This window comes from Alloalcanivorax marinus (genome assembly GCF_016906305.1).
GTDB classification, from domain to species: Bacteria; Pseudomonadota; Gammaproteobacteria; order Pseudomonadales; family Alcanivoracaceae; genus Alloalcanivorax; species Alloalcanivorax marinus.
This window is the reverse complement of sequence record NZ_JADDOL010000011.1, coordinates 1-24,771: the sequence shown is the minus strand read 5'-3', so window position 1 is coordinate 24,771 and position 24,771 is coordinate 1. Positions and strand designations below refer to the sequence as shown.

Annotated in this window: 24 protein-coding genes; 8 read left to right on the top strand and 16 right to left on the bottom strand. The window is 67.6% G+C overall.

Features of this window, described 5'->3' with window-relative positions; translation table 11 throughout:
- Window position 1 precedes the first annotated feature (1 nt).
- The 11 genes from pal to aspS all read right to left on the bottom strand — a co-directional run bounded on the left by pal (window position 2) and on the right by aspS (window position 9,098).
- A complete protein-coding gene (gene pal / locus IM760_RS10865; protein ID WP_204429113.1) occupies window positions 2-574 on the bottom strand; it encodes a peptidoglycan-associated lipoprotein Pal in 573 nt (190 codons plus the stop codon).
- A gap of 45 nt (window positions 575-619) precedes the next feature.
- A complete protein-coding gene (gene tolB / locus IM760_RS10860; protein ID WP_204429277.1) occupies window positions 620-1,921 on the bottom strand; it encodes a Tol-Pal system beta propeller repeat protein TolB in 1,302 nt (433 codons plus the stop codon).
- On the bottom strand, window positions 1,921-2,790 hold the full coding sequence (gene tolA, locus IM760_RS10855; RefSeq protein ID WP_204429112.1) for a cell envelope integrity protein TolA: 870 nt from the start codon (window positions 2,788-2,790) through the stop codon (window positions 1,921-1,923). Before tolA ends, tolB begins: the two co-directional genes overlap by 1 nt.
- On the bottom strand, window positions 2,787-3,221 hold the full coding sequence (gene tolR / locus IM760_RS10850) for a protein TolR (RefSeq protein WP_204429111.1): 435 nt from the start codon (window positions 3,219-3,221) through the stop codon (window positions 2,787-2,789). The genes tolA and tolR overlap by 4 nt, the downstream gene beginning before the upstream one ends.
- Window positions 3,222-3,237: 16 nt before the next feature.
- Window positions 3,238-3,927 (bottom strand): protein TolQ, encoded by a 690-nt coding sequence (gene tolQ / locus IM760_RS10845; protein WP_204429110.1) that lies wholly within the window; start codon window positions 3,925-3,927, stop codon window positions 3,238-3,240.
- Entirely contained in the window at window positions 3,928-4,362 is a 435-nt protein-coding gene (gene ybgC / locus IM760_RS10840) for a tol-pal system-associated acyl-CoA thioesterase (protein WP_204429109.1), read from the bottom strand.
- A complete protein-coding gene (ruvB, locus tag IM760_RS10835; protein ID WP_204429107.1) occupies window positions 4,359-5,384 on the bottom strand; it encodes a Holliday junction branch migration DNA helicase RuvB in 1,026 nt (341 codons plus the stop codon). The genes ybgC and ruvB overlap by 4 nt, the downstream gene beginning before the upstream one ends.
- Window positions 5,385-5,390: 6 nt before the next feature.
- Entirely contained in the window at window positions 5,391-5,993 is a 603-nt protein-coding gene (ruvA, locus tag IM760_RS10830) for a Holliday junction branch migration protein RuvA (protein WP_204429103.1), read from the bottom strand.
- A complete protein-coding gene (gene ruvC, locus IM760_RS10825) occupies window positions 5,990-6,508 on the bottom strand; it encodes a crossover junction endodeoxyribonuclease RuvC (RefSeq protein WP_204429101.1) in 519 nt (172 codons plus the stop codon). The genes ruvA and ruvC overlap by 4 nt, the downstream gene beginning before the upstream one ends.
- A gap of 79 nt (window positions 6,509-6,587) precedes the next feature.
- On the bottom strand, window positions 6,588-7,322 hold the full coding sequence (locus IM760_RS10820; RefSeq protein WP_204429099.1) for a YebC/PmpR family DNA-binding transcriptional regulator: 735 nt from the start codon (window positions 7,320-7,322) through the stop codon (window positions 6,588-6,590).
- Between the two features lie 12 nt (window positions 7,323-7,334).
- Window positions 7,335-9,098: an aspartate--tRNA ligase gene (gene aspS / locus IM760_RS10815; protein ID WP_204429098.1), complete on the bottom strand. Its 1,764-nt coding sequence runs from the start codon at window positions 9,096-9,098 to the stop codon at window positions 7,335-7,337.
- A gap of 255 nt (window positions 9,099-9,353) precedes the next feature.
- On the opposite strand from aspS, the gene IM760_RS10810 reads away from it, so the two are divergent.
- The 6 genes from IM760_RS10810 (at window position 9,354) to IM760_RS10785 (ending at window position 17,464) form a co-directional block, all read left to right on the top strand.
- Window positions 9,354-9,731: an HU family DNA-binding protein gene (locus IM760_RS10810; protein ID WP_204429097.1), complete on the top strand. Its 378-nt coding sequence runs from the start codon at window positions 9,354-9,356 to the stop codon at window positions 9,729-9,731.
- 183 nt (window positions 9,732-9,914) lie between these two features.
- Window positions 9,915-10,208 (top strand): PA4642 family protein, encoded by a 294-nt coding sequence (locus tag IM760_RS10805; RefSeq protein WP_204429096.1) that lies wholly within the window; start codon window positions 9,915-9,917, stop codon window positions 10,206-10,208.
- 90 nt (window positions 10,209-10,298) lie between these two features.
- Entirely contained in the window at window positions 10,299-11,516 is a 1,218-nt protein-coding gene (locus tag IM760_RS10800; protein ID WP_204429095.1) for a sensor histidine kinase, read from the top strand.
- Window positions 11,513-12,064, top strand: a complete 552-nt coding sequence (locus IM760_RS10795) for a response regulator transcription factor (protein WP_204429094.1) — start codon at window positions 11,513-11,515, stop codon at window positions 12,062-12,064. The genes IM760_RS10800 and IM760_RS10795 overlap by 4 nt, the downstream gene beginning before the upstream one ends.
- Before the next feature lie 106 nt (window positions 12,065-12,170).
- A complete protein-coding gene (locus tag IM760_RS10790) occupies window positions 12,171-13,925 on the top strand; it encodes an autotransporter assembly complex protein TamA (RefSeq protein WP_204429093.1) in 1,755 nt (584 codons plus the stop codon).
- 14 nt (window positions 13,926-13,939) lie between these two features.
- A complete protein-coding gene (locus tag IM760_RS10785) occupies window positions 13,940-17,464 on the top strand; it encodes a translocation/assembly module TamB domain-containing protein (RefSeq protein ID WP_204429092.1) in 3,525 nt (1,174 codons plus the stop codon).
- A gap of 17 nt (window positions 17,465-17,481) precedes the next feature.
- On the opposite strand, the gene IM760_RS10780 is transcribed toward IM760_RS10785, so the two are convergent.
- On the bottom strand, window positions 17,482-17,901 hold the full coding sequence (locus IM760_RS10780; protein WP_204429088.1) for a PaaI family thioesterase: 420 nt from the start codon (window positions 17,899-17,901) through the stop codon (window positions 17,482-17,484).
- A gap of 203 nt (window positions 17,902-18,104) precedes the next feature.
- On the opposite strand from IM760_RS10780, the gene IM760_RS10775 reads away from it, so the two are divergent.
- Entirely contained in the window at window positions 18,105-19,817 is a 1,713-nt protein-coding gene (locus IM760_RS10775; RefSeq protein ID WP_204429086.1) for a proline--tRNA ligase, read from the top strand.
- A 2-nt stretch (window positions 19,818-19,819) separates the two neighbouring features.
- On the opposite strand, the gene IM760_RS10770 is transcribed toward IM760_RS10775, so the two are convergent.
- Window positions 19,820-20,839, bottom strand: coding sequence for a DUF4062 domain-containing protein (locus tag IM760_RS10770; protein ID WP_228233792.1), 1,020 nt, complete (start codon window positions 20,837-20,839; stop codon window positions 19,820-19,822).
- Window positions 20,840-20,981: 142 nt separating this feature from the next.
- Here IM760_RS10770 and IM760_RS10765 point away from each other — a divergent pair, with 142 nt between their 5' ends.
- Window positions 20,982-21,731 (top strand): ParA family protein, encoded by a 750-nt coding sequence (locus IM760_RS10765; protein ID WP_204429084.1) that lies wholly within the window; start codon window positions 20,982-20,984, stop codon window positions 21,729-21,731.
- An 85-nt stretch (window positions 21,732-21,816) separates the two neighbouring features.
- Here the strand turns inward: IM760_RS10765 and IM760_RS10760 are convergent, their stop codons facing one another.
- From IM760_RS10760 to IM760_RS10750, 3 genes are read right to left on the bottom strand one after another with little or no spacing between them, the layout of a single operon-like run.
- Window positions 21,817-23,496 carry an acyl-CoA dehydrogenase family protein gene (locus tag IM760_RS10760; protein WP_204429082.1) on the bottom strand — a complete coding sequence of 560 codons (1,680 nt, stop codon included), beginning with the start codon at window positions 23,494-23,496 and terminating at the stop codon, window positions 21,817-21,819.
- A 19-nt stretch (window positions 23,497-23,515) separates the two neighbouring features.
- Complete coding sequence (locus tag IM760_RS10755) at window positions 23,516-23,989, bottom strand: DUF4442 domain-containing protein (protein WP_204429079.1); 474 nt, start codon at window positions 23,987-23,989, stop codon at window positions 23,516-23,518.
- Window positions 23,986-24,597 carry a TetR/AcrR family transcriptional regulator gene (locus tag IM760_RS10750; RefSeq protein WP_204429078.1) on the bottom strand — a complete coding sequence of 204 codons (612 nt, stop codon included), beginning with the start codon at window positions 24,595-24,597 and terminating at the stop codon, window positions 23,986-23,988. The genes IM760_RS10755 and IM760_RS10750 overlap by 4 nt, the downstream gene beginning before the upstream one ends.
- Between the last annotated feature and the right edge of the window lie 174 nt (window positions 24,598-24,771).

The following is a 24,771-nucleotide window of genomic DNA, read 5'->3' as shown; positions in this document are numbered from 1 at the left end:
GTTACGGACGGCCGGCGGTGTAGTTCAGTACCACGCGACGGTTTTTCGCCCAGTCCATTTCGGTGTGACCGAAAGCGGCGGGCTTCTCTTCGCCGTAAGCGACGGTTTCCAGCTGGGAAGCGCTCACGCCCTGCACGCGCAGGAACTTCTGAACGGCTTCGGAACGACGCTCGGACAGAGCCACGTTGTATTCGCGGGTGCCGCGCTCGTCAGCGTGACCTTCCAGACGCACCTTGGCGTTCGGGTTTTCCTTCAGGTACTTGGCGTGGGCGCGCAGGGTTTCGAACGCGGCCGCCGGTACGGTGTTGCTGTCGAAGGCGAAGTAGATCACCCGGGTGTCGGTGGTGCCGTCGTAGTTGGACGGATGGTTATGGAAGTTTTCCGCGGTCAGCGGAATGGAGCTGGTTTCCGGCTTGGACGGCTTGGGACGCTCGACCGGAGTGGTCGGCGTGGTCTGGGTGTTCTGACCCATGGTGTCCGTGGAAGAAGTATCTTCCTCGGTGGGGGTGCTGGAACACGCCGCCAGCAGACCAGCAAGAATCACGGCAAGAAACGGATTAATGAACGAACGCATACGAAAACTCCTATTGATTTCCTGTATTGGAACTCTGAGATCCGTTCAGAGGAACGGCGACCAGGCCGGTTCCCTGACTTCCCCTTCCTTCGACGGAAGCTCCACCTTCACTCTCCCGTCGATGGACACGGCTTGCAGGACCCCCGTACCCCGGTATTGCGTCCCGTAAATTATCATACTTCCATTGGGCGCAACACTGGGCGATTCATCCATATCGGTCTTTGTGACGATATCGAACGTACCGCGCTGGAGGTCCTGCACACCGACATGGAACGAGCCGTTCCGTCGGTGCACATAAACCAGATACCGACCGTCGGGAGTCACGTCCGGGCGGGCGTTGTAGGCCCCCTCGAACGACACCCGGCGGGTGGATTTGTCATTGATGTCGAGCTCGTAGATCTGCGGCCCGCCGGAGCGGCTGGAGGTGAACACCAGGTGTTCCCCGTCCGGCATCCAGCGCGGCTCGGTGTCGATGCCGTAGTGGTCGGTGAGCTGTTCCAGGGCACCGCTGTTCAGGTCCAGGCTGTAGATGTCCGGATTGCCACCCTTGGACAGGGTCACCGCCAGCCGCTGGCCGTCCGGGGACCAGGCCGGCGCGCCGTTGATGCCTTTGTACTGGGCCACCACCCGGCGCTGGGCGCTGGCCAGGTCGTGCACGTAGATCTTCGGCAGGCCGTCCTTCTCGAACGACACATAGGCGATCTTGGAGCCGTCCGGCGACCAGGACGGGCTCATGATCGGCTCGCGGCTGCGCACGATGGTGCGTACCCGGGCGCCGTCGGCGTCGGCGTATTGAAGCTGGTAGGGATTCTGGGTGCCCCGGTTGAAGGTCACGTACAGGATCTTGGTGGAAAACGCGCCCTGGATGCCGGTGAGCTCCTCGTAGATACGGTCGGAGATGGCATGGGCCACGTCGCGCAGTTGCGACGCCGGCGGCCGGTAGCTCTCGGTGATCAGCTGCTTCTCGCGGGCCACGTCGTACAGCCCGTAGCGCACCTCGTAGGCGCCGGAATCGGTTTTCTGCATGCTGCCGACCACCACGTACTCCTGATTGAGAACGCGGAAGTCCCGGAAACTGAGCTGGTCGGCGCTGGTCGGCCGGCTGAGCATGTCGCCGGGCTCCAGGGTTTTGAACTGGCCGCTGCGGTGCAGGTCGGCGCGCACGATATCGGAAATGTTTTCCGGGGCGTCGGCGGCCCCGGCGAAAGGCACCACCGCGATGGGCACCGCGTCCACGCGGCCCTCGGTGATCTGGATCATCAATTCGGCCCGGGCACCGAGCGCCAGCATGGTCAGAGCCATGACGGCGGCGGCGCGGGCGACGGATCGGACGTTGATAATTCGCATCATTGCACATCCCTGGGACTGAAAACGATCACGAAAGTACGGAACTGTTCAAACTGTTTGCCATCCGGCACCGGCAACGGGCTGGCCAGTTGCACGGCGTTGACCAGCGAATCGTCGAAGTTCGGGTAGCCGCTGGACTTGGCCACCTGCACATTGACCACCTCGCCGCCGGGAATCACCTGGATCCGCACCTGCACGCTCAGGTCGTTGCGGTTGCGGTAGTTACCGGGGATCCGCCAGCGCTGGGAAATGGCATTGCGGATGGCGTCCTCGTAGCTGGCGGTTTCCTCGGTCACCTCACTGTCCGCCGGGCCGGAGCCCGGGTTCTCGGCCACCTGGTCGCGCTTCTTGCGCGCCATTTCCAGCTCTTCCTCCGCCATCAACTCTTCCATGCTGGGCTGCTCGAACTCCGGCGCCGGCTTGGCTTTCTCCGGCTTCGGCTTTTCGGGCTCGGCTTTTTTCGGCTCCGTCTTTTTCGGTTCCGGTTTGGGCTCGGGCTTCGGCTCGGGCTTGGGTTCCGGTTTCGGTTTGGGTTCCGGCTTCGGCTGGGGCTTCGGCTTGGGTTCGGGCTTCGGCTCCGGCTTGGGTTTCGGTTTTGGCTTGGGCTCCGGTTTCGGCTCCGGTTTGGGCTCGGGCTTCGGTTCCGGCGCCTTTACCGGGGCCGCTTTCTGGTCCTTCTCCTCCCGCGCCGGCGAGGTGTTGGCGTCCGGGGCGCGGCGGGTCTCCTCCATGACGGTGGCCATCACGTGGGGGGGAATCTCCGGCGGACGGCGCAGCTCCGGGTCCGAGGACCAGGTAAAGACCATCAGGCCCAGCACCACCAGGTGCAACAGCGCCGAGAAGCCGGCGGCAACCCCGCGATCGCTCATGAACGCCCCGGCGGCTCCGTGACCAGACCCACGTTGGTCACCCCGGCCCGCTGCAGCTCGGACATCAGCACCACCACCTTGCCATAGGGCACGTTCTGGTCACCTTCCACCAGGAACAGGGTCTTGGGTTTCTGCTTGCGGATGGTGAGCACATGACCCTTGACGGTGTCCAGGCTGGAGGCGGTGCGGCCGCCGTCCTCGCCCACGTTGATGTGGTAGCTGCCGTCGGCGCGCACCGTGATCATCACCGGTTCGTCGTTGTTGAGGATCGGCGCGCTGTCCGCCTGGGGCAGGTCCACGGACACCCCCTGGGTCATCATCGGCGCGGTGGCCATGAAGATCACCAGCAGCACCAGCATCACGTCGATGTAGGGCACCACATTGATGTCGGCCATCATCTTGCGCGGCTTGCGAACTCGTACACCACTCATGGCACGTCTCCGGGGCTCAGGCGTCGCGGCCGTGGGCCTGGCGGTGCAGCACCGAGGAGAACTCCTCGGCGAACACCTCGCAGTCGCCCAACAGCGACTCGGACTGGGCCGCGAAACGGTTGTAGGCCATCACCGCGGGAATCGCCGCGAACAGGCCCATGGCGGTGGCCACCAGCGCCTCGGCGATGCCCGGGGCCACCACGCTGAGGGTGGCCTGGGTCACGTTGGCCAGGGCCCGGAATGAATTCATGATGCCCCAGACGGTGCCGAACAGGCCGATATAGGGGCTGGTGGAACCCACCGTGGCCAGGAACGGCAGATGCTTGGTGAGGCGTGACTGCTCCCGCTGCAGGGCCACGCGCATGGCGCGCTGGGCGCCTTCCATGATGGCGTCCGGGCCGCGGGTGGACTTGGAGAGCCGCACGAACTCCTGGAAACCGGAACGGAACACGGCCTCGCTGGCGGAATCCGGGTTGGGCTTCTTGCGCACCTGGTTATAAAGGCTGGAGAGGTCTTCGCCGGACCAGAATTTTTCCTCGAACGCCTTGTCCGCGCGACGGGCACGGCCCAGCACGCGGTAGCGGTTGACGATCATGTACCAGGAAATCAGCGATGCCAGCAGCAGCACCAGCATGACCACCTGAACCACCGGCCCCGCATTGGTGACCAGCGACAGGATCGACATACTGGACGACGTTTCATCCATTTACCCCAACTCCTCGACTTGAGCCTTGAACGTTGCATACAAAGGCGCCGGCAAAGCCGTCGGTTTGATCCCGTCGGCGCTGACACAGGCCACCTTGATCTCCGCTTCGCACAAAAGTTCCCCGTCCCGGGTCACTTGTTGCGCGAACATCAGGGTGGCGCGGCCCAGGTGCGTCAGACGGGCGCTTACCCGCAGGTCGTCGTCGATCCGGCCGGGCTTGCGGTAGCGGACCTGGCAGGAGTGCACGACGAACTGGTAATTCTCTTCCGCCAGGCCGTAATGCTGATAGCCCAGCGAACGCAAGTATTCGGTTCTCGCCCTTTCCATGAACTTCAAATAGTTCACGTAGTAGACGATGCCACCGGCGTCAGTGTCTTCGATGTAGACGCGGACCGGTAGGGCAAAATCCGAAGTTCGAGAAGATTTTTCACTCATTTAAACAAATCGTCGTCGCGGGCCGGGCTGGACAGGCCGAAATGCCGCCAGGCGTGGTTGGTGACCAGGCGCCCGCGCGGGGTGCGCTGGATGAAACCCTGCTGGATCAGGTACGGCTCCACCACTTCTTCCAGGGTGCCGGCGTCCTCGTTCAGCGCCGCCGCCAGGGAATCCAGCCCCACCGGCCCGCCGTCGAACTTGTGCATCATCAGGTTGAGCAGGCGCCGGTCGGTGCCGTCCAGGCCGTGGCTGTCCACTTCCAGCATGTCCAGGGCCCGTTCCGCCACCGGACCGCTGATGCGGCCGTCGCTTTTCACCTGGGCGTAGTCGCGCACCCGGCGCAGCAGCCGGTTGGCGATGCGCGGGGTGCCCCGGGCGCGGCGCGCCACTTCCCGGGCGCCGTCCTCGTCGATGGGGATGGAAAGAATGCCGCAGGACCGGGTGACGATGCCGGACAGGTCTTCCACGCCGTAGAACTCCAGGCGCTGGACAATGCCGAAGCGGTCCCGCAGGGGGGCGGTGAGCAGACCGGCGCGGGTGGTGGCGCCGACCAGGGTGAACGGCGGCAGATCCAGTTTGATGGAACGGGCGGCGGGGCCCTCGCCGATCATGATGTCGAGCTGGTAATCCTCCATGGCCGGATAGAGGATCTCCTCCACCACCGGGGACAGGCGGTGGATCTCGTCCACGAACAGCACGTCGCCCTCCTCCAGGTTGGTGAGGATGGCGGCCAGGTCGCCGGCCTTTTCCAGCACCGGGCCGGAGGTGGACTTCAGCTCGGAACCCATTTCCCGGGCGATGATGTGCGCCAGGGTGGTCTTGCCGAGACCCGGCGGGCCGAAGATCAGAGTGTGATCGAGCGCCTCGCGGCGACCACGGGCGGCGTCGATAAAGATTTCCAGGCGCTCGCGCACCTTCGGCTGGCCGTGGTAGTCCGCCAGGCTGGCCGGCCGGATGGCGCGGTCCTGCTGTTCCTCACGCGGGTCCGCCGCGCCGGCGGTGATCAGACGCTCGTTGTCCATGGACGCTTACCTTGCCAGAGTTCGCAGGGCGCGGCGAATCAGCTCCTCGCTGCTGTCGTCGCCCTGTTCGGCGGCCCGCGCCACGGCGGCGGCCGCTTCCTTATTGCGGTAGCCCAGCGACTCCAGCGCCGCCAGCGCGTCGGCGCGGGCGTCCGGGGCGGTGTCCAGGGCCACCCGGCCGGGCAGCGTCGCCGGGGCGCCGTCCAGCTTGTCGAGCCGGTCCGACATCTCGATCACCAGCCGCTCGGCGGTCTTCTTGCCGATGCCGGGCACCTTCACCAGGGAAGTGGTGTCCTGGTCGCGGATGCAGGCGGCCAGGCGGTCCGCCTCGATGCCGGACAGAATCGCCAGGGCCATCTTCGGGCCCACCCCGTTGACCTTGATCAGGCTGCGGAACAGCTCCCGTTCATAGCGGCTGGCGAAGCCGAACAGCAGCTGGGCGTCCTCGCGCACCACGAAATGGGTGTGCAGCAGCAGCTCGCCGCCGGTCTCCGGCAGGTCATAGAACACCGTCATCGGCGCTTCCACCTCGTAGCCGACGCCGCCCACGTCGAGCAGCAGCTGGGGCGGGCGCTTGTCGAGCAGGGTGCCTTTCAGTTGTCCGATCATCGTACCCGTCCTCGCCGCACCGCGGAGGCGCCGCCCAGGCGCGCCAGCGTCACGCGCATGTGCGCGTGGCAAAGGGCGATCGCCAGGGCGTCGGCGGCGTCCGCCTGCGGCCGTTTTTCCAGTTTCAACAGATGACGCACCATTTCCGCCACCTGACTCTTCTCGGCGCCACCGCGCCCCACCACCGCCTGCTTGACCTGGCGGGCGGAATACTCGAACACCGGCACGCCGCCCTGCACCACCGCGGTGAGGGCGGCGCCCCGGGCCTGGCCGAGTTTGAGGGCGGAATCCGGATTGCGGGCCAGAAACACCTTTTCGATGCCGACCTCGTCGGGCCGGTGCAGGGCGATCACCTCGCGCAGGCCGGCGAAGATCTCGCCCAGCCGGGGCGCCATCTCGGTGCCCCGGGTGCTGATGGTGCCGAAGTCCACCACCGTGCTGCGGTTGCCCACATGGCGGATCACACCATAGCCGGTGTGCCGGGAACCGGGGTCGATGCCCATCAGAATGGTCATAGCGCGCCTGAGGCCTATATATAAAAAAGGCAGGTCTATCTAACCTGCCTGCTGTTCTTATGTCCAGTAGGAGCGAGGGTTATTCGTCGTCCGGCCAGTTGGCGTTGGTGTAGACGTTCTGCACGTCGTCCAGGTCTTCCAGCAGGTCGATCATCTTGCTCACCGTCTCGGCGGTGTCGGCGTCCAGGTCGGCGCGGGTGGACGGGTGCATGGTCACCTCCGCGTCGGCGGCTTCCAGACCCGCCGCCTTGAGGGCGTCCGCCACGTCACCGAAGCTGCGGTCCGGGGCGGTGATCACCAGGTAACTGCCGTCCTCGTTCTCTTCCACGTCCTCGGCGCCGGCTTCCAGGGCCGCTTCCATCAGTTTTTCCTCGTCCACGCCGGGCTCGAAGAACAGTTCACCGCGCTTGGTGAACAGGAAGGCCACCGAGCCACTGGTGCCCAGGTTGCCACCGAATTTGGAGAAGGCGTGACGCACCTCGGAGACGGTCCGGTTGACGTTGTCGGTCATGGTTTCCACCAGCACCGCCACGCCGTTCTTGCCGTAGCCTTCGTAGGTGATCTCTTCCATGTTGGCGCTGTCGTCGCCGCCGGCGCCCCGTTTGATGGCCCGGTCGATGGTGTCCTTGGTCATGTTGTTGCTGAGCGCCTTGTCGACCGCCGCGCGCAGACGCGGGTTGTCGTTGATCTCGGCGCCGCCCATGCGGGCGGCCACGGTGATCTCGCGGATCAGCTTGGTGAAGATCTTGCCCCGCTTGGCGTCCTGGGCCGCCTTACGGTGCTTGATATTGGCCCATTTACTATGACCTGCCATGTTGCCGTTCCTTTATTTATCGTCTTTGCGAACCTGAATACCCACTTCCCGAAGCTGCTGATTATCCACCGGCGACGGGGCGTCGGTCATCAGGCAGGCGGCGGTCTGGGTTTTCGGGAAGGCGATCACGTCACGGATCGAGTCGCCGCCGGTCATCAGCATCACCATGCGGTCCAGGCCAAAGGCCAAACCACCGTGGGGCGGCGCGCCGTATTTCAGGCCGTCCAGCAGGAAGCCGAATTTCTCCTCCGCTTCCTGGTCGCCGATGCCCAGGGCCTCGAACACCACCCGCTGCATCTCCGGACGGTGGATACGGATCGAGCCGCCGCCCAGCTCGGTGCCGTTGAGCACCATATCGTAAGCCCGGGACAGCGCCCCTTCCGGGTTGCTCTTCAGTTCTTCCGGGTCGCACTTGGGCATGGTGAACGGATGGTGCAGCGCGTAGTAGCGGCCGTCTTCCTCCTCGAACATGGGGAAGTCCACCACCCACAGCGGCGCCCAGTCACCCTTGGCCAGGCCGCGCTCGTGGCCGACCTTGACGCGCAGGGCGCCGATCGCCTCGTTGACGATCTTGGCCTTGTCGGCGCCGAAGAAGATCAGATCGCCGTCGGCGGCGCCGGTGCGCGCCAGGATGCCCTGGATCGCTTCCTCGGTGAGGAACTTGAGGATCGGCGACTGCAGGCCCTCGGCGCCGGCGGCCAGGTCGTTGACCTTGATGTAGGCCAGACCCTTGGCGCCGTAGATGCCGACGAACTTGGTGTACTCGTCGATTTCCTTGCGGCTCAGGTCACCGCCGCCGGGCACGTTCATGGCCACCACCCGGCCTTTGGGGTCCTTGGCCGGGCCGGCGAACACCTTGAACTCCACGCCGTCCATCAGGTCGGCGACGTCGATCAGTTCCAGGGGCACGCGCAGGTCCGGCTTGTCGGAGCCGTAGCGGCGCATGGCCTCTTCGTAGGTCATGCGCGGGAATTCCGGCAGGTCCACCTCGAGCATGTCCTTGAACACGCTTTTCACCATCGCCTCGGTGATCGCCATGATGTCGTCTTCCTCCACGAAGGAGGCTTCCAGGTCGATCTGGGTGAACTCCGGCTGGCGGTCGGCGCGCAGGTCCTCGTCACGGAAACACTTGGCGATCTGGTAGTAGCGGTCGAAGCCGGCCACCATCAGCAGCTGCTTGAACAGCTGCGGCGACTGGGGCAGCGCGAAGAAGCTGCCGGCGTGGGTGCGGCTGGGCACCAGATAATCGCGGGCGCCTTCCGGGGTGGCGCGGGTCAGGATCGGCGTTTCCACGTCCATGAAGCCCTGGCCTTCCAGATGGGCGCGCACCGCGTGGGTCAGCCGCGAGCGGAACTGGAAGCGCTTCAGCGCCTCCGGACGGCGCAGATCCAGATAGCGGTACTTGAGGCGCACTTCCTCGCCGGCGGCGGAGTACTCGTCCAGCTCGAACGGCGGGGTCTGGGCCTCGTTGAGGATGGTCACGCTCTTGCCCAGCACCTCGATGTCGCCGGTGGCCATGCGCGGGTTGCGGACCGCCTCGTCGCGCAGGCGCACGCGGCCTTCCAGCTGCAGCACGTACTCGCCGCGCACTTTGTCGGCCAGGGCGAACGCGTCCTCGGTGTCCGGATCGAACACCACCTGCACCAGGCCGGTGCGGTCGCGCACGTCCAGGAAGATCACCCCGCCGTGGTCGCGGCGGCGGTGCACCCAACCGCACAGCCGTACCGTTTCCCCGTCGTGGGAGGCCCGCAAATCACCGCAATAATGGCTACGCATTTCCACTGTCCGTCGTTGTATCCGAAGAGACCACCCCGGCGCGTCGTCGGGGGGTGGCTGAAAAGGCGGCTAGTATAGCGATTCACGGTTGGCCCTGCTAACCCCGTGCGCAAACCTCAATTCGTGCCGAAACACACAAAAAATAGGGGCTGCACGCCTTGTACCCGGGTTTTGCTTGGCATATAACTGGATGCGCACCGAAATGACCACTACGAGTCACCAACCACGAGTACTACCAAAGGGGTAAGCGATCCTATGGCTGCAAAGAAAAAGGCGACGGCGAAGAAAGCCGCAGCGGCACCCGCCACGCGCAAGGTCAAGACCATCACCGACCCGATGACCAAGTCCCAGATCATCACCCAGATCAGCGAAACCACCGGCCTCACCAAGAAAGACGTCAACGCCGTCTTCGACGAGCTGACCGACATCATGGAAGGTCACCTGAAGAAGCGTGGCGCCGGCCAGTTCACCCTGCCGGGCCTGTTCAAGGCGGTGACCCAGAAGAAACCCGCCACCAAGGCACGCAAGGGCATCAACCCCTTCACCGGCGCGGAGACCACTTTCGCCGCCAAGCCGGCGCGTACCGTGGTCAAGGTCCGTCCGCTCAAGAAGCTCAAGGACATGGCGCAGTAATCCGGCCCCCGGGCCGGCCCCGCGCCGGCCCGGAGCGCCCCATCCGATCCGGCGCCACGTTCCGGCCTTGCCCTCCCTTCTCGCCCTGCCCCGTTTCCCGCCCGCCACGCCAGCCGGTGTCATTCCACCGCCGCCGCCCCTATAATCGGCGCCCGACCCGCAGGCTGCAGCAAAGGCATTTCCATGGCTGAACGCAAGGACAAACAAAAAGTCATCGGCGAACCGATGACCGACGAACAGATCAAGGTGTTTCTGGACTTCCCGCCGGAGGACGGCGAGAACGCGGATTTCCACGTGCTGCTCAAGGCCTACCGCGCCCTGCGCGCCGAGGACTTCGAGCGCTTCGTGGCGTTCTTCCAGGAACAGGGCCGGGACGTCCGGGCCACCGACCCGGAAGGCCGCACGCTGCTCGAGATCGTGCGGGGCCACGGCAAGAGTGAGCCGTTCGTGGCGATTCTGGAACGCGCCGGCGGTTGATCCGCGCTCCCGCGGCCGGCGGCCCCGCTCCGCCGGCCTGCGACAAAACGCCGCATCCCTCCCCGCCACGGCGCGCTACAATCTCCCCCCATGACCGCCCTCCCCAACGTCCATCGCGTCTGGCGCCGCCGCCTGATCGCTCTGCGCAGCCTGCTGGTGCTGAGCCTGGCGCTGGCCCTGTTGACCCTGCGCCGCGTTTCCCCGGAACTGCTGCCGCCGCCCAATGTGCTGTTCGGGCTGGCCGCCTTGCTGGTGCCGAGCCTGGTGGCGGTGTGCTCGCTCAATGCCCGCCCGTCGCGGCAGCGCGCCCTGCTGGGCGTGGAGCTGGCGCTGGACCTGTTGGCGGTGCTGATCGTGGTGCAGCAGCTGGGCGGCGCCGCCAATCCGCTGTCCTTCTATTTATTGGTGCCGCTGCTGCTGGCCGCCCTGACCCAGCCGCCCCGGGGCGCCTGGGGGCTGCTGGCGCTGACCCTGGCCGGTTATCTGCTGGTGGGCCTGTGGCACAGCGCGCCGGATCCGCATTCCACCCTGCATGCGTTGAGCCGGGAGCTCAGCCCCACCCACGGCCTCGGCATGAGCGTGGTGTTCGTGGCCCTGGCCGGGGTGCTCACCCTGCTCGGTCAGGTGATCCAGACGCTCAGTCGCGACCAGCAGCGCCAGCAGGAACGGCTGCTGGAACTGGCCGGCCGCCGGGAGCGGCTGTATCAGGTGGCCGCCACCCTGGCGCACCAGGCCCATGAGCTGAACACGCCGCTGAGCAGCCTGGTGATGCTGGCCGACAACGCGCTCCAGGAGCCGGGCCTGCCGGACGCCACCCGCGAGGACCTCATCCAGATCGGCGCCCTGGCCCGGCGGGTCGCCGACCGGCTGCGCCGGCCCGACCCGGAACTGCCGCCGCGCTGCGATTACGGCACCCTGTGCGAGCGGCTGCGCCTGCATCTGCGGCACCTGCAGCCGACCCTGACGCTGACCGTGGAGGGCGACCCGGGGCGCGCCCTGGCGCCGGCGCCGGACTGGTTCCGGGTGCTGGCGAACCTGGGCTACAACGCCATCGACGCCGGCGCCGAACGGCTGGTGGTGCGCCTGGACGACCACGGCGGCCGGCAGGTGCTGCAGGTCAGCGACGACGGACCGCGCCAGCAGGGCCCCACCGACCGGGAAGGTCTGGGCGTGGGCCTGGCCCTGGTGGAGGCCACCCTGGAGGCGCTGGGCGCCACCCTGCGGCTGGACTTCCACCACCAGTGGAGCCAGGCTCGCATCGAATGGAAAACGCCGACACCAATGGCCACTCCGGAGACCGGCCCATGACCGTGCCCGCGTCCCTGCTGCTGCTGGAAGACGACGACATCCTCGGCCGCCAGACCCAGCGCGCCCTGGCCCGCCACGGCTGCCAGGTGCACTGGGCCACGGACCTGGCAGCCGCCCGGCGGCTGCTCGCCACCCTGCCCGCCCTGGACGCGGCGGTGCTCGATCAGAACCTGGGCGCGGACAACGGCCTTGATCTGATCGCGCCCCTGCTGGCGCGATTCCCGGAGTGCCGGGTAATCGTTCTGACCGGCTACGGCAGCATCGCCGCCGCCGTCGCCGCCACCCGCCGGGGCGCCCGCAATTACCTGACCAAACCCGCCGACGCCAACGACATTCTCGACGCCCTGGCCCGGGATCCCGGCGACCTGGAGGCGCTGCCCGACGCGCCCCCTTCGCTGCAACGGCTGGAATGGGAGCACATTCAACGGGTTCTTGACGCCCACCAGGGCAATATCTCCCGGGCCGCCGACGCTCTCGGCATTCATCGCCGCACCCTGCAGCGGCGGCTGAAGAAACGGCCCAGCCCCAAGCACTTCGAACGCGACTGAGCTTTCTCGCGGCAAAAGGCGTTTTGGGGTTGCCCCCGACGGACCCGCTTGCCGACAATGCGGGCTTCCATTCCTCTCCCAACGGACCGGGACCCGAAAGGCGGTAATGAGCAGTCGCAGCCTGTTAATCCTGATGGCCTTCGCCACCCTGCTGGGCCTGGCCCTGACGTCGCCGTCCCGGGCCGACCAGCAGCCGGAACTGACCCTGGAAGGCGAGCTGCCCGAGGGCGTGGCCGCCAATGTGCGCACCCTGGTGGACCTGAGCCGCTACCCGTGCCGGCCCGGCCCCGGCCAGCAGACGCTGATCCGGCGCCAGGTTCGCGACGACGCGCGCCGCGCCCTGCAGGCCCTGGGCTTCTATCAGCCCACCCTGACGCCGCGCTGGAGCGAGCCCGACGACGACCACTGTTTCCGCCTCACGCTGGCGGTGCAACCCGGCCCGCCCACGCTGCTCACCGGACCGGACATCCGCATCCAGGGCGAAGCCGCCGACGACCCGGCGTTCCAGCGCGCGGTGGACGACAGCGGCCTGCGCGAAGGCCAGCGCCTGCGCCACGACCGCTACGAAGCCCTCAAACGCACCCTGCAGCAGCTGCTGATCAACCGGGGCTACGCCGAGGGCGCGCTCACCGAGCACCGCCTCGAAGTGGACCGCGACCGGCACCGGGCGCGGGTGGTGCTGCATCTGGACAGCGGCCCGCGCTACCGCTTCGGCGCGGTGACCCTGGCCGGCGACACCCAGCTCAAGGAGCCTCTGGTGCGCGCCTACCTGGGCTTCGCCGCCGGCGAGCCGTTCAGCAACGAGCGCCTGCTGTCCGCCCAGCAGGCCTATCTGGGCACCGGCTATTTCAGCGCCGTGCGGGTGGAGCGCGGCGAGCCGGACCGGGCCGACCACACCATCGACATTACCCTGCACTTCACGCCCCGCAACGAGTGGGCGCTGCTGGCCGGGGCCGGCGTCAGCACCGACACCGGCCCCCGGGTGCGGCTGGGTATCGAGAACCGGCGCGTCAACGCCGACGGCCACAAGGCCCGGGCGGAGACCGAACTGTCCGGGGTGCGCCAGGGGGTGGGCGCCGGCTATACCATTCCGCTCAGCGACCCGCTCAACGAGAAGCTGGAACTGCGCACCAGCTACGTGAAAGAACAAACCGACACCACCGACAGCGAAATTTTCAGCGTCGGCGCCGATTACATCGTCAAGCTGGATTCCGGCTGGGTGGCCACGCCGTCCATCGAGTACCTGCGCGAAACCTACCAGGTGGCCGACCAGATCGATCAGGCGGAACTGGTGATCCCGGGCTTCCAGCTCAGCCGGGTGAAATCCGACGATCCGGTCTACCCGCGTTTCGGCTGGCGGCTGGGCGGCAAGGTGCGCGGCGCCCACAAGGCGCTCTCCTCGTCGGCCACCTTCGTCCAGTACGACCTGTGGGGCAAACTGATCGTGCCGGTGTTCAAGGGCCGTTTCATCACCCGTGGCGAGTTCGGTTTCACCGACGTCACCGACGTCACCGAACTGCCCGCCTCCCTGCGTTTCTTCGCCGGCGGCGACGCCAGCGTGCGCGGCTTCGCCTACGAGTCCCTGGGGCCGAAAAACGACGACGGTGAGGTGATCGGCGGCCGCCACCTGCTGGTGGGCAGCGTGGAATACGATTACCCGATCACCCCCAACTGGAGCGTGGCGGTGTTCGGCGACGCCGGCAACGCCTTCAACGATTTCGACGACTACGAAATCGAACGCAGCGCCGGCTTCGGGGTGCGCTGGCGCTCGCCGCTGGGCCCGATCCGGGTGGACCTGGCCCGGGGCGTGGAGGAAAACCGGGACTGGCGTCTGCACCTGAGCATGGGGCCGGACCTGTGAGGCGCGGCGCACGGATGAGACGGATTCTGCTGATCCTGCTGCTGGTGATCCCGCTGTTGCTGCTGGGCACCCTGTTCGGTTTGCTCGGCACCCGCGCCGGCAATCTCTGGCTGCTGGAGCGCGCGCGGCCCTACCTGCCCGGCGAGCTGGTGGTGGAGAACTGGCGGGGCAATCTGCTCAATGGCGTGAGGGTGGATCGGCTGAGCTACCGCCAGGGCGCCGACGACCAGACCCTGGCGGTGGAGATCGACGGGCTGGATCTGGAAGCGGCCCCGCGCCAGCTCTGGTACGGCTGGCTGCAACTGCGCCACCTGCGCGCCGACGCCGTCACCCTGACCCTGCCCGCCGGCGAGCCCGCCGATCCGGACGCGCCGCCGTTCGCCCTGCCCGAGCGCCTGGCGCCGCCCCTGGGGGTGCGCGTGGATGAGCTGCGCCTGGGCCGATTCACGCTGAACGGCGACGCGCCGCTGGTGATCGAGGATCTGCGCGGCGACGATCTGGCCGCCGACGATGACCTGGCGCTGCCGTCCCTGGCCCTGAGCGTTCAGGACACCCGCCTGGAAGCGACCCTGAACGGCCGGCTCGAACAGCCCTATGCACTGGACGGCGAACTGCGCTGGCGGCGCCCGGCCCGGGCGGAACTACAGAACGAGGCCACCGACGACGCGGCCACCGACCCGGGCGACACCTCGCCCGCGGATTCCTCGCCTCTAAACCAGGCCGCCGGTCACCTGATCCTGAGTGGCACCCCGGAAAAACTGCACCTGACCCACCGGCTGAGCGCGCCGCTCCGGCTCGACTCCGAGGGGGAGCTGGGCTATCGGGACGGCCAGGTCAGCCTGGATCTGACCCACACCTGGCCGGCCCAGGCGTTGCCGGTGGACACACCGGTGCCGGTGGCCCTGGGCGCCGGCCGGCTCACCACCCGCGGCGATCTGGAGGCGGTGGACGTGGAGGGCGCCGCCGACCTCACCGCCGACGGCCACCCCATCCATCTGGCACTGGCCGGCCAGGCGGGCCTGCAACGGCTGGTGCTTACCCGGCTGGCGATGACCAGCGAGAAGCAAACCCTGACCCTGACCGGGCAACTGGATTATGCCGACGGGATCGCCTGGGACCTGGACGCCCGTGGCCGCCACCTGAACCCGGCCGTGGTGGCGCCGGACTGGCCCGCCGACCTGGCCCTGGACACCCGCACCCGGGGCCACTGGCGCGGCGCCGACGACTGGAGCGTGGTCGCCGATCCGCTGCGCCTGGAGGGGCGCCTGAAAGGCACGCCGCTGACACTGACCGGGCGCGCCGAGCAGCCCGCCGGCGGCGATCTGGCGGTGACCCTGGACGGCCGCTGGGGCGAGGACCGGCTGCGCGCCGGTGGCCGCATCGGCGAGCAGTGGAACCTGGACGGCCGGATCAGCGTGGCCCGGCTGAGCCGCTGGCATGCCCCCGCCGCCGGCCGCCTGGAGGCCAACTGGCAATTGCGCGGCGCCCTGAAAACCCCGCGCCTGAGCGGCACCGCCCGGGGCGAAGCGCTGGGCTACCAGGATTGGCATCTGGCCGCCCTGGAGGCGCGTTTCCAGAATCTGACGCCGGGCGACGCGGCCATGAGCCTGGCCCTGCGCGGCGAGGACCTGACCCAGGCCGGCGTCACCCGCGTGGACGCCCTGACCCTGGATCTGGAAGGCCGGCGCGGCGATCACCAACTGGTGCTCACCGCCCGCGCCGACGACGCCGACACCCGGCTGGCGCTGAACGCCGGCCTGGACACCCGCAACCGCTGGCGCGGGGAAATCCGCGAATGGCGGCTCAGCCAGCCCCGCGCCGGCACCTGGCAACTGCAACAGCCGGCGCCCTTCGAACTGAGCGCCGACCGGCAGAGCCTGGACACCCTGTGCCTGACCGGCAGCGCCGGCGGCCGCCTGTGCGCCGAGGGCAGCCACCGCGGCGGCGCCGTGGACGGCCGGGTCAGCATCGCGGCGCTGCCCCTGTCGCTGGCCGAACCCTGGCTGGGCGACGGCACCACGGTGGACGGCGAATTGAACGCCGACGCCCGCGTCGGCGGTACCCTGCAGGCGCTCTCCGGGCAGTGGCGACTCAACCTGGACGGCACCGAGCTGACCCTGACCACCCTGGAAGAACCCGCCACCTTCCGCCTCAGTGACGCGCGGCTGGAAGGTACCCTGGACGACAACCGCCTCGATAACCAGCTGGATCTGGTGATCGCGGACCAGGGCGAGCTGCACGCCCGGGTGGGATCCGGCCTCAGCGCCGAGGCGCCCCTGGACGGGGACATCCGCGTGGACGTGCCGAGCCTGGCGGATCTGGCCCCGCTGATCCCCTGGGTGGGTGAGGTGGCCGGCCGGCTGACCGGCGATCTGACCCTGGGGGGCAATCCGGCGCGGCCGTCGGTAAGCGGCGAACTGGCCCTGGAAGACGGCCGCGCCACGGTGCCGGACCTGGGCATCACCGTGGAGCGGGTGCGTCTGAGCGTGCGCGGCGACGCCACCGGCGCCCTGCGGCTGGAAGGCCGCGCCGGCCTCGGCGACGGCACGCTCAACCTGGACGGCCGCTGGTCGCCCACCCGGTCGCCGCTGGCCCTGTCGCTGACCGCCACCGGCGAGCGCCTGCGCGTGGCCAACCGCAGCGACGCGGTGGTGTACGTCTCACCGGATCTGAAACTGGAAGGCGACGGCGACGTGCTGCGCCTGACCGGCGACCTGAACGTTCCGGAAGCCGACCTCAAACCCCGGGAGCTGCCGGAAAGCGCGGTCACCGTCAGCAAGGACCAGGTGCTGGTGGACGCCCGCGCCGAACAGAGCAGCGGCCTGCCCCTGGCCATGGCGGTGTCGGTGGGCCTGGGCGACAAGGTGCGGTTCGAAGGCTTCGGCCTGACCGCCACCCTGAACGGCGATCTGCGCGTGACCCAGCAGCCGGGCCAGCCCGCCCAGCTGGACGGGGAACTGGTGATCGTGGAAGGCCGCTATCGCGCCTACGGCCAGAATCTGGCCATCGAGAACGGCCGGCTGCTGTTCCAGGGCGCGCCGGACAACCCGGCCCTGGACATCCGCGCCATCCGTCGCATTCCCAGCGAAAATCAGGTGGTCGGCGTGCAGCTCTCCGGCACCCTGCAGCAGCCGGACGCGCGCATTTTCTCCGACCCGGCCCTGGAGGAAAGCCAGGCCATGTCCTACCTGATCACCGGCCGTTCACTGAACAGCGGCTCGGACAGCGACGGCGCCAAGGTGGCCCAGGCGCTGGCTCTGTACGGTCTGCAGAAAGGGGCCGGCGTGACCCGCAAAATCGGCGACACCCTGGGCCTGGACGAAATCTCCATTGGCAGCGACTGGGAAACCGAGGACGCCGCCCTGATGCTCGGCAAACGGCTTTCCGACCGGCTCTACCTGACCTACGCGGTGGGTCTGTTCGACGCCATCTCCACGGTGATGCTGCGCTACACCCTGACCCGCACCCTGCACCTGGAAGCCCAGTCCAGCAGCAAGGAGCAGGCCATCGATCTGATCTGGGAAAAAGAGCTGCGGTAGGCGCGGTGGCACCGCGCCTACGAGGGTTGGCGCGAGGGAATCGCGTAGGTGCCGGTGACGTGGGCCACCATGGCGTCGACGCCGTCACTGTAGATGCGTACTTCCAGCACCGCCGAGCGCCGGCCCAGGCGGATGATCTCGGCGTCGCCGATCAGGTCGGCCGGGGCCGGTTTGCTGAGAAAATTGATGTTCAGATTCTGGGTCACGGCCATTTCCTGGCCGTCCAGGTTGGCGAGGATGGCGGCGTACATGGCCGCGTCCGCCAGGCTCATCAGGGTGGGGCCGGACACGGTGCCGCCGGGGCGCACCATGGACGGATCGAACCGGTAACGTACCCGCGCCCGGTTGCGGTCCACGCTTTCCACCACCACCCCCTGCTCCGCCGCCGCCGGCAACCCGCCGCGGATCAGCGCTTCCACTTGTTTGGCCGTCAGCATGGTTCTGTTCCTGTTCTCGCCCCGAAACGAACCCGGAACATAAGGCGGCAAGCGGCAAGCTGCAAGCTGGCCATGCCGAAGGACAGGCCGTGCCAATCAACGGCCAGTCTTCCGCGCGCCGCTTGCGACTTGTAGCTTGAGGCTTGAGGCTGCTCTAGAATGCCCGTTTGCTTTTCACCCACTGACACGGATTCGCTTCGCCCATGCGCACCTCCCAATATCTGCTAGGCACCGTCAAGGAAACCCCTTCCGACGCCGTGGTCATCAGCCACCAGCTGATGCTGCGCGCCGGCATGGTCCGCAAACTGGCTTCCGGTCTGTACACCTGGCTGCCCACCGGGCTGCGCGTGCTGCGCAAGGTGGAGCGCATCATACGCGAGGAAATGGACCGCGCCGGCGCCCAGGAAGTGCTGATGCCGGTGGTGCAGCCCATGGAGCTGTGGGAAGAGTCCGGGCGCGCGCCGGCCTATGGCCCCGAGCTGCTGCGCTTTACCGACCGCCACGACAATGCTTTCTGCCTGGGCCCCACCCACGAGGAAGTGATCACCGATCTGGTGCGTAACGAGGTGCACAGCTACAAGCAGCTGCCGGTCAATTTCTATCAGATCCAGACCAAATTCCGTGACGAGATCCGGCCGCGCTTCGGCATCATGCGCGCCCGCGAATTCACCATGAAGGACGCCTATTCCTTCCATATCGACGAGGCGTCGCTGCAAAAGACCTACGAGATCATGCACGGCGCCTACTGCGCCATCTTCGACCGTCTGGGTCTGGAGTACCGTCCGGTGGAGGCCGATACCGGCGCCATCGGTGGCGCCGCCAGCCATGAATTCCAGGTGCTGGCGGACTCCGGCGAGGACGACATCGCCTTCTCCGATCAGTCCGACTTCGCCGCCAATGTGGAGCTGGTGGAAGCGCTGGCGCCGGCCGGCGAGCGCGCCGCCCCCGGCGCCGAAATGAACACCGTGGACACGCCCGACGCCAAAACCATCGAACAGCTGGTGGAGCAGTTCGATCTGGCCATCGAGAAGACCGTGAAGACGCTGGTGGTCAAGGGCGCCGAGGGCGGTCTGGTGGCGCTGCTGGTGCGCGGCGACCACGAGCTTAACGACGTCAAGGCGGAGAATCTGGAGGCGGTGGCCGCGCCGCTGGCATTCGCCAGCGAGGAAGAGATCCGCGCCGCCGTGGGCGCCGGCCCCGGCTCCCTGGGCCCGGTGGGGCTGCCGATTCCCTGCGTGGTGGACCGCAGCGTGGCGGTGATGAGCGACTTCGCCGCCGGCGCCAACCAGGACGGCAAACATTATTTCAACGTCAACTGGGACCGGGACGTGACGCTGCCGGAGGTGGCCGATCTGCGCAAGGTGCGCGAAGGCGATCCCAGCCCGGACGGCAAGGGCACGCTGACCATCAAGCGCGGCATCGAAGTGGGCCACATCTTCCAGCTCGGCACCAAGTACTCCGAAGCCCTGGGCGCCAAGGTGCTGGACGAGAACGGCAAGGCGGTGGTGATGCCCATGGGCTGTTACGGCATCGGCGTGAGCCGGGTGGTGGCCGCCGCCATCGAACAGAACCACGACGACAAGGGCATTATCTGGCCGTCCTCCATCGCACCGTTCCAGGTCGCCCTGGTGCCGGTGAACATCAAGAAGAGCCCCCGCGAACGGGAACTGGCCGAGCAGCTTTACCAGCAGCTCACCGAGGCCGGCGTGGAAGTGCTGTTCGACGACCGCGAGAAGGAACGCCTGGGCGTCAAGCTGGCGGACAGCGAACTGCTGGGCATTCCCCATCGGGTGGTGATCGCCGAGCGCGGCATGGACAACGGCGTGCTGGAATACAAGGGCCGCGCCGACGCGGAAAATACGGACGTTCCGATGGAAGGCATCGTGGAATTTCTGACGGAGAAGCTGAAGGGATAGCCCTAGCGCCGCTGGGCGATCACCTGACTCATGGTGCTGTCGCCCTGGGCGGTGAGCCGCCACAGCGGCAAGCCCCGGCTGTCGGTCTCCGAGGTCTTGGTGATCAGTCCCAGGGTGCGCAGGTGCACCTTCACCTGGTTGAAGGCGTGGCCCGCCAGCACCACGTTGCGCACCGCGTGGGCCTTGGGAAAGTCCTTGGTCACGTCCTGCAGGGCACGGCGCGCGATGTAGTCCTCCAGCGCCTTCTGCATCACCGGCTCGGACACCGGATTGAGCATCAGCGGCGCCACGCAGGCGAACACCCGGTCCCAGTCCAGCTCGCAGCGGGTCATGGCCATCTTGCAGTCGCCGCCTTCATAGACGTTGCAGGAATACTCCAGGCCCAGCGGGTCGCTGCCCCGGGCCAGACCGCGCAGCGGCGCCCGCTGGGCCGCCAGCCATTCTTCCCGTTCCTTTTCCAGCTCCGCCACCCGCCGGGCCAGGGCCTGGCCGCGGGCGTCGCTCGCGCCGCTCCGGGCGCCCGCCGGCACCCAGCCCGACGCCGGGTATTGGCGCATGATGTCCGGCATCACCTGGGCCACCCGGGCGCCCAGGTCGCTCTCATCCCGCCAGCGGAAGCTGAGCGTCTTGTTTTCCAGCAGCCGCGCGAAATCGTCCCGGCGCACCTGGCCTTCGCGGGAAGGCTCGCGCTGGTCCGGCGGCAGATTGAGCGGGTCGTCGTGGATAAAGCTCACCACCGGCTTGCGCTTGGTGGCGGCGAAGATGTATTCGCGGTGGGTGTAGCTGAGGCCCAGGGGCGACAGGGTGCCGTAGCGGCCGCCCAACAGGATCACGAAGTAGTCGCTGTCGTCAATCATGCGCTGCACCACGGGCATCAGGTTATGACTTTCGGTGCTGTGCAAGTCCATGCCCATGGGCATCAGTCCCAGGTCCAGCAGCGGCAGCATCAGCGCCTGGCGGGCGGACTGCATATCCGGATAGGTGGTGCTGATGTACACCTGGTAACGTTTGTCGACGGTCACCCCGCTCTCCCGCGCCCGTGGTCGGCTTCCCTGGACCGGCTATTAAACCGGCTGACGACAGCGACCACAAGGCGCCGCCGGTGAGATACCCCGCGTTTCATGCTAGCCTCGGAAGCCGACCGCGGAAACCGGAAATCATCTCATGCAGACCATCGCCTTCTACAATTTGAAAGGGGGGGTGGGCAAGACCACCACGGCCGTGAACATGGCCTGGCATGCGGCCCGCTGGAAGCATCGCACCCTGGTCTGGGACCTGGACCCCCAGGGCGCCGCCAGTTTCTATCTGGGCGTGGACGATCAGACCCCCGGTTACAAGGCCGGCGGCCTGCTCAAGGGCAAGCAGCCGGCGGGCCGCTTCAAGCGCGAGACCCGCTGGCCCCATCTGGATGTGATCCCCGCCGACATCAGCATGCGCAACGCCGACGTCAAACTGGCGGAGGGCGGCGGCGCCAAGAACCGGCTCAAGGAACTGATCGCGCCGTTCGGCGAATCCTACGAGCTGGTGGTGCTGGACTGCCCGCCCACCCTCAGCCCCCTGGCGGAGAGCGTGTTCGCGGCGGCGGACTATCTGTTCGTGCCGGTGATTCCCACCCACCTGTCCCTGCGCGCTTTCCGGCAGGTGCTGGACTGGCTCGACGACAAGAAATTCAAGCACCTGCGGGTGGTGCCCTTCTTTAACATGGTGGACCGGCGCCGGGACCTGCACGTGCAGATGCTGGTCAAGCGCCCACCGGAAATGAAAGATGGCCTGAAGACCTGGGTGCCCTACGCCACCCATGTGGAGCAGATGGGCGACCACCAGGCCCCGGTGGGCGAGATCGCGCCCTACACCCCGGCGGCCCAGGCCTACCGGGCGATGTGGTTCGAGGTGGTGGAGCGGCTCAAGTTGTAGGGCGGTAAGCGGCAGGCAGGCCGTGCTTGATTCGGAGACGTGCCAGCACGGCTGGCTTGCCGCTTGTGGCTTGCAGCTTGCCGCTTCATGTCTCCAGCGGATTGGCGCGGCGCACCAGCGTATCCACGTCCAGCCCCCGCGGCAGGCTGCCGTAGTTGCGGGTGTGCCCGCTGTCCAGGCGGGCGGTGATGAAGGCGTCGCTGACCGCCTCGTTGCCGGCTTTCACCAGTTGCGCGGCCTGCATGGTCAGGGCCATGCGATCGACCAGATCCCGGGCCCGGTAGGCCAGCGCTTCGCTGTCGCCCAACGCCTTGCGCAGATCGTTGATGGCGGCATCCAGCACGGCGTTGCGGCCCTGGGCCCCGGCCAGTTCCGCGAACCAGGCGTCCAGCACCTTGGGGCTCTTGCCCATGGCCCGCAGCAGGTCCAGCGCCTGAACGTTGCCGGAGCCTTCCCAAATGGCGTTGATGGGCGCGTCCCGGTAGAGCCGGGCGAGAATGAAGTTCTCGGTGACGCCGTTGCCGCCCAGGCACTCCATGCTTTCGTAGGCGTGGTGCGGCGTGCGTTTGCAGATCCAGTACTTGCCCACCGCCGCGCCGAGCCGGGCGAACAGTTTCTCGTGTTCATCGTCCTGGTTGTCCAGGGCGCGGGCCATGCGCCAGGTCATCGCCACCGAGCCTTCCACCTCCAGCTGCAGGTCGGCGATCACGTTGCGCATCAGCGGCTGGTCCAGCAGGGTCTCGCCGAAGGCGGCGCGATGGGCCACATGGTGTACCGCCTGCGCCATCACCTGACGCTGGCTGGACGACGAACCTATCATGCAGTCGAAGCGGGTCATGGCCACCATTTCGATGATGGCCGGCACGCCGCGTCCTTCCTCGCCCACCATCCAGCCGTGGGCGCCGCGCAGTTCCACTTCGGAGGAGGCGTTGGAGACATTGCCCACCTTGTTCTTCAGGCGCTGCACCTGCAGCGGATTCTTGCCGCCGTCCTCGCGCCAGCGCGGCACCAGGAAGCAGCTCAGCCCGCCGGGCGCCTGGGCCAGCATCAGGAAGGCGTCGCACATGGGCGCGGACATGAACCATTTGTGCCCCACCAGCTCGTACAGCTGACCGGGGCCCTCGGCGCCCAGCGGACGGGCGTGGGTGGTGTTGGCGCGCACATCGGAGCCGCCCTGCTTCTCGGTCATGCCCATGCCGATGGTCAGCGCCTGCTTGTCGTTATGGCTCACGTTGCGCGGGTCATAGTCCCGGGCGGTGACCTTGGGCAGCCAGCGCTCGGCGATGGACGGGGTCAGCGCCAGGCTGGGCACGGCGGCGAAGGTCATGGTGATGGGGCAGCCGTGGCCGCCTTCGACCTGGGCGTGCATATAGTATTTGGCGGCGCGCACCACGTGGGCGCCGGCGCCCGGATCGGTCCAGGGCGAGGAGTGCAGGCCCTCACGCAGGGCCATGTTCATCAGATGGTGATAGGCCGGGTGGTAGTTGACCCGGTCCACCCGGTGCCCGTAGCGGTCGTGGGGCTCGAACTCGGGCTTGCTGGCGTTGGCCTGGTAGCCCCATTCGATCACCTCCGGCCGGGTGGTTTCGCGGCCGTAGCGGCTCAGGTCGTCCAGACCCCAGTCCCCGCCCTCGCGGATCACCGCCTCGCGCAGCGCGGCGTCGCCGGTGAAGGCGTCGTAGTTTTCCAGCGGCGGCGCCTGATTGAACACCTCATGGGTGCTGGCCAGGGCGTCCACATTGAGCTCCTCGTGCTTGGCGTTCATGGTTCCATCCTCCGGCGCGTCAGGCGCGCTTGCGTCGTACGTACAGGGTTTTGCTCACCTCGGCCACGGTCCGGCCGTCGCCGTCGACGACCTTCACCGGCCAGGTGGGCAGATACTTGTCGCCGCCGGCGGTGGCGGCCTTGACTTCATCGAGCATCGCCTCGGTGAGCTCGAACTCGGCGAACACCCGGCCCTTGCCCGGGCGCACGAAGTCGATGCTGGCGCTCTTGTCCCAGACCACATAGTCGCGGCCCAGGTTGTTCATCAGCATCAGCATGTAGAAGGGATCCGTCATGCTGTAGAGGCTGCCGCCGAAGTGGGTGCCCACATAGTTGCGGTTGTACCAGTGCATGCCCATGGACACCCGCACCCGCCGGAAATCCGCGCTCAGTTCGTCCACGCGCACGCCGGCGCCCAGAAAGGGGCCGTACAGCAACAGCCCCCGGCGCAGGCCGGCGGCTCCGGAGAACAGCGCCTTGAGCGGATTTTTCATCCGGCGCCTCCGGGGCGGGCGCCCACCGCGCGCAACACGAAGGCGGTGAGCTGATCCGGCAGGCCGGCATCGGCCAGCGGCGCCGACAGCGGCCCCACCAGCGCCTCGGCGATGGCGCCCACCAGGGCCGCCGCACCCAGGGCGGTGGACTGGGGCGGCAACTCGCCCCGCGCCACGCCGTCATCCAGCACGCGCTTGTAGAGGTCCGCGTAGGCGGCCCGGTAGCGCAGCCGCGCCGCGTCCACCTCCGGTTCCACCGGCTCGGCGATCAGCGCCCAGGCCAACCGGGGCGCCGCCAGCGCCCGCCGGGCGAACACTCGCAGCGCCCGCTCCAGCCGCTCGGCGGCGGGCCCTTCCCGCCCCAGTGCCTGGTCCACCGCCGCCACTTCGCGGGCGGTGGCGGCCTCGAACACGGCGGCGGCCAGCGTGGCCTTGTTGTCGAAGTACCGGTACAAGGTGCCCACGCCCACCCCGGCCCGCTCCGCCACCGCCTGCATGGTCATGGCGGCGAACCCGCCGGCACGCACCAGGGTCTCGGCGGTGGCCAGCAGATGGTCCCGCTGGGCGGCCTTGCGGGCTCTGACTTGCGCGGTTTCTCGATAGGCCATGAATGGAATCCCGGTTCCGATGTTTGAAGAATTGAATCATCATTCCGGGTTTGGGGCAAGCGGCGGGTCTGGGTGGGGTTTTTCTCTCCAGAGGGGCGCGAGGGGACAGCGGGGCGCCTTTCCGGGAACGCCGTGAACCCGTCCCTGGGGGCTCCCTTTCGAACGTCCTGTTCT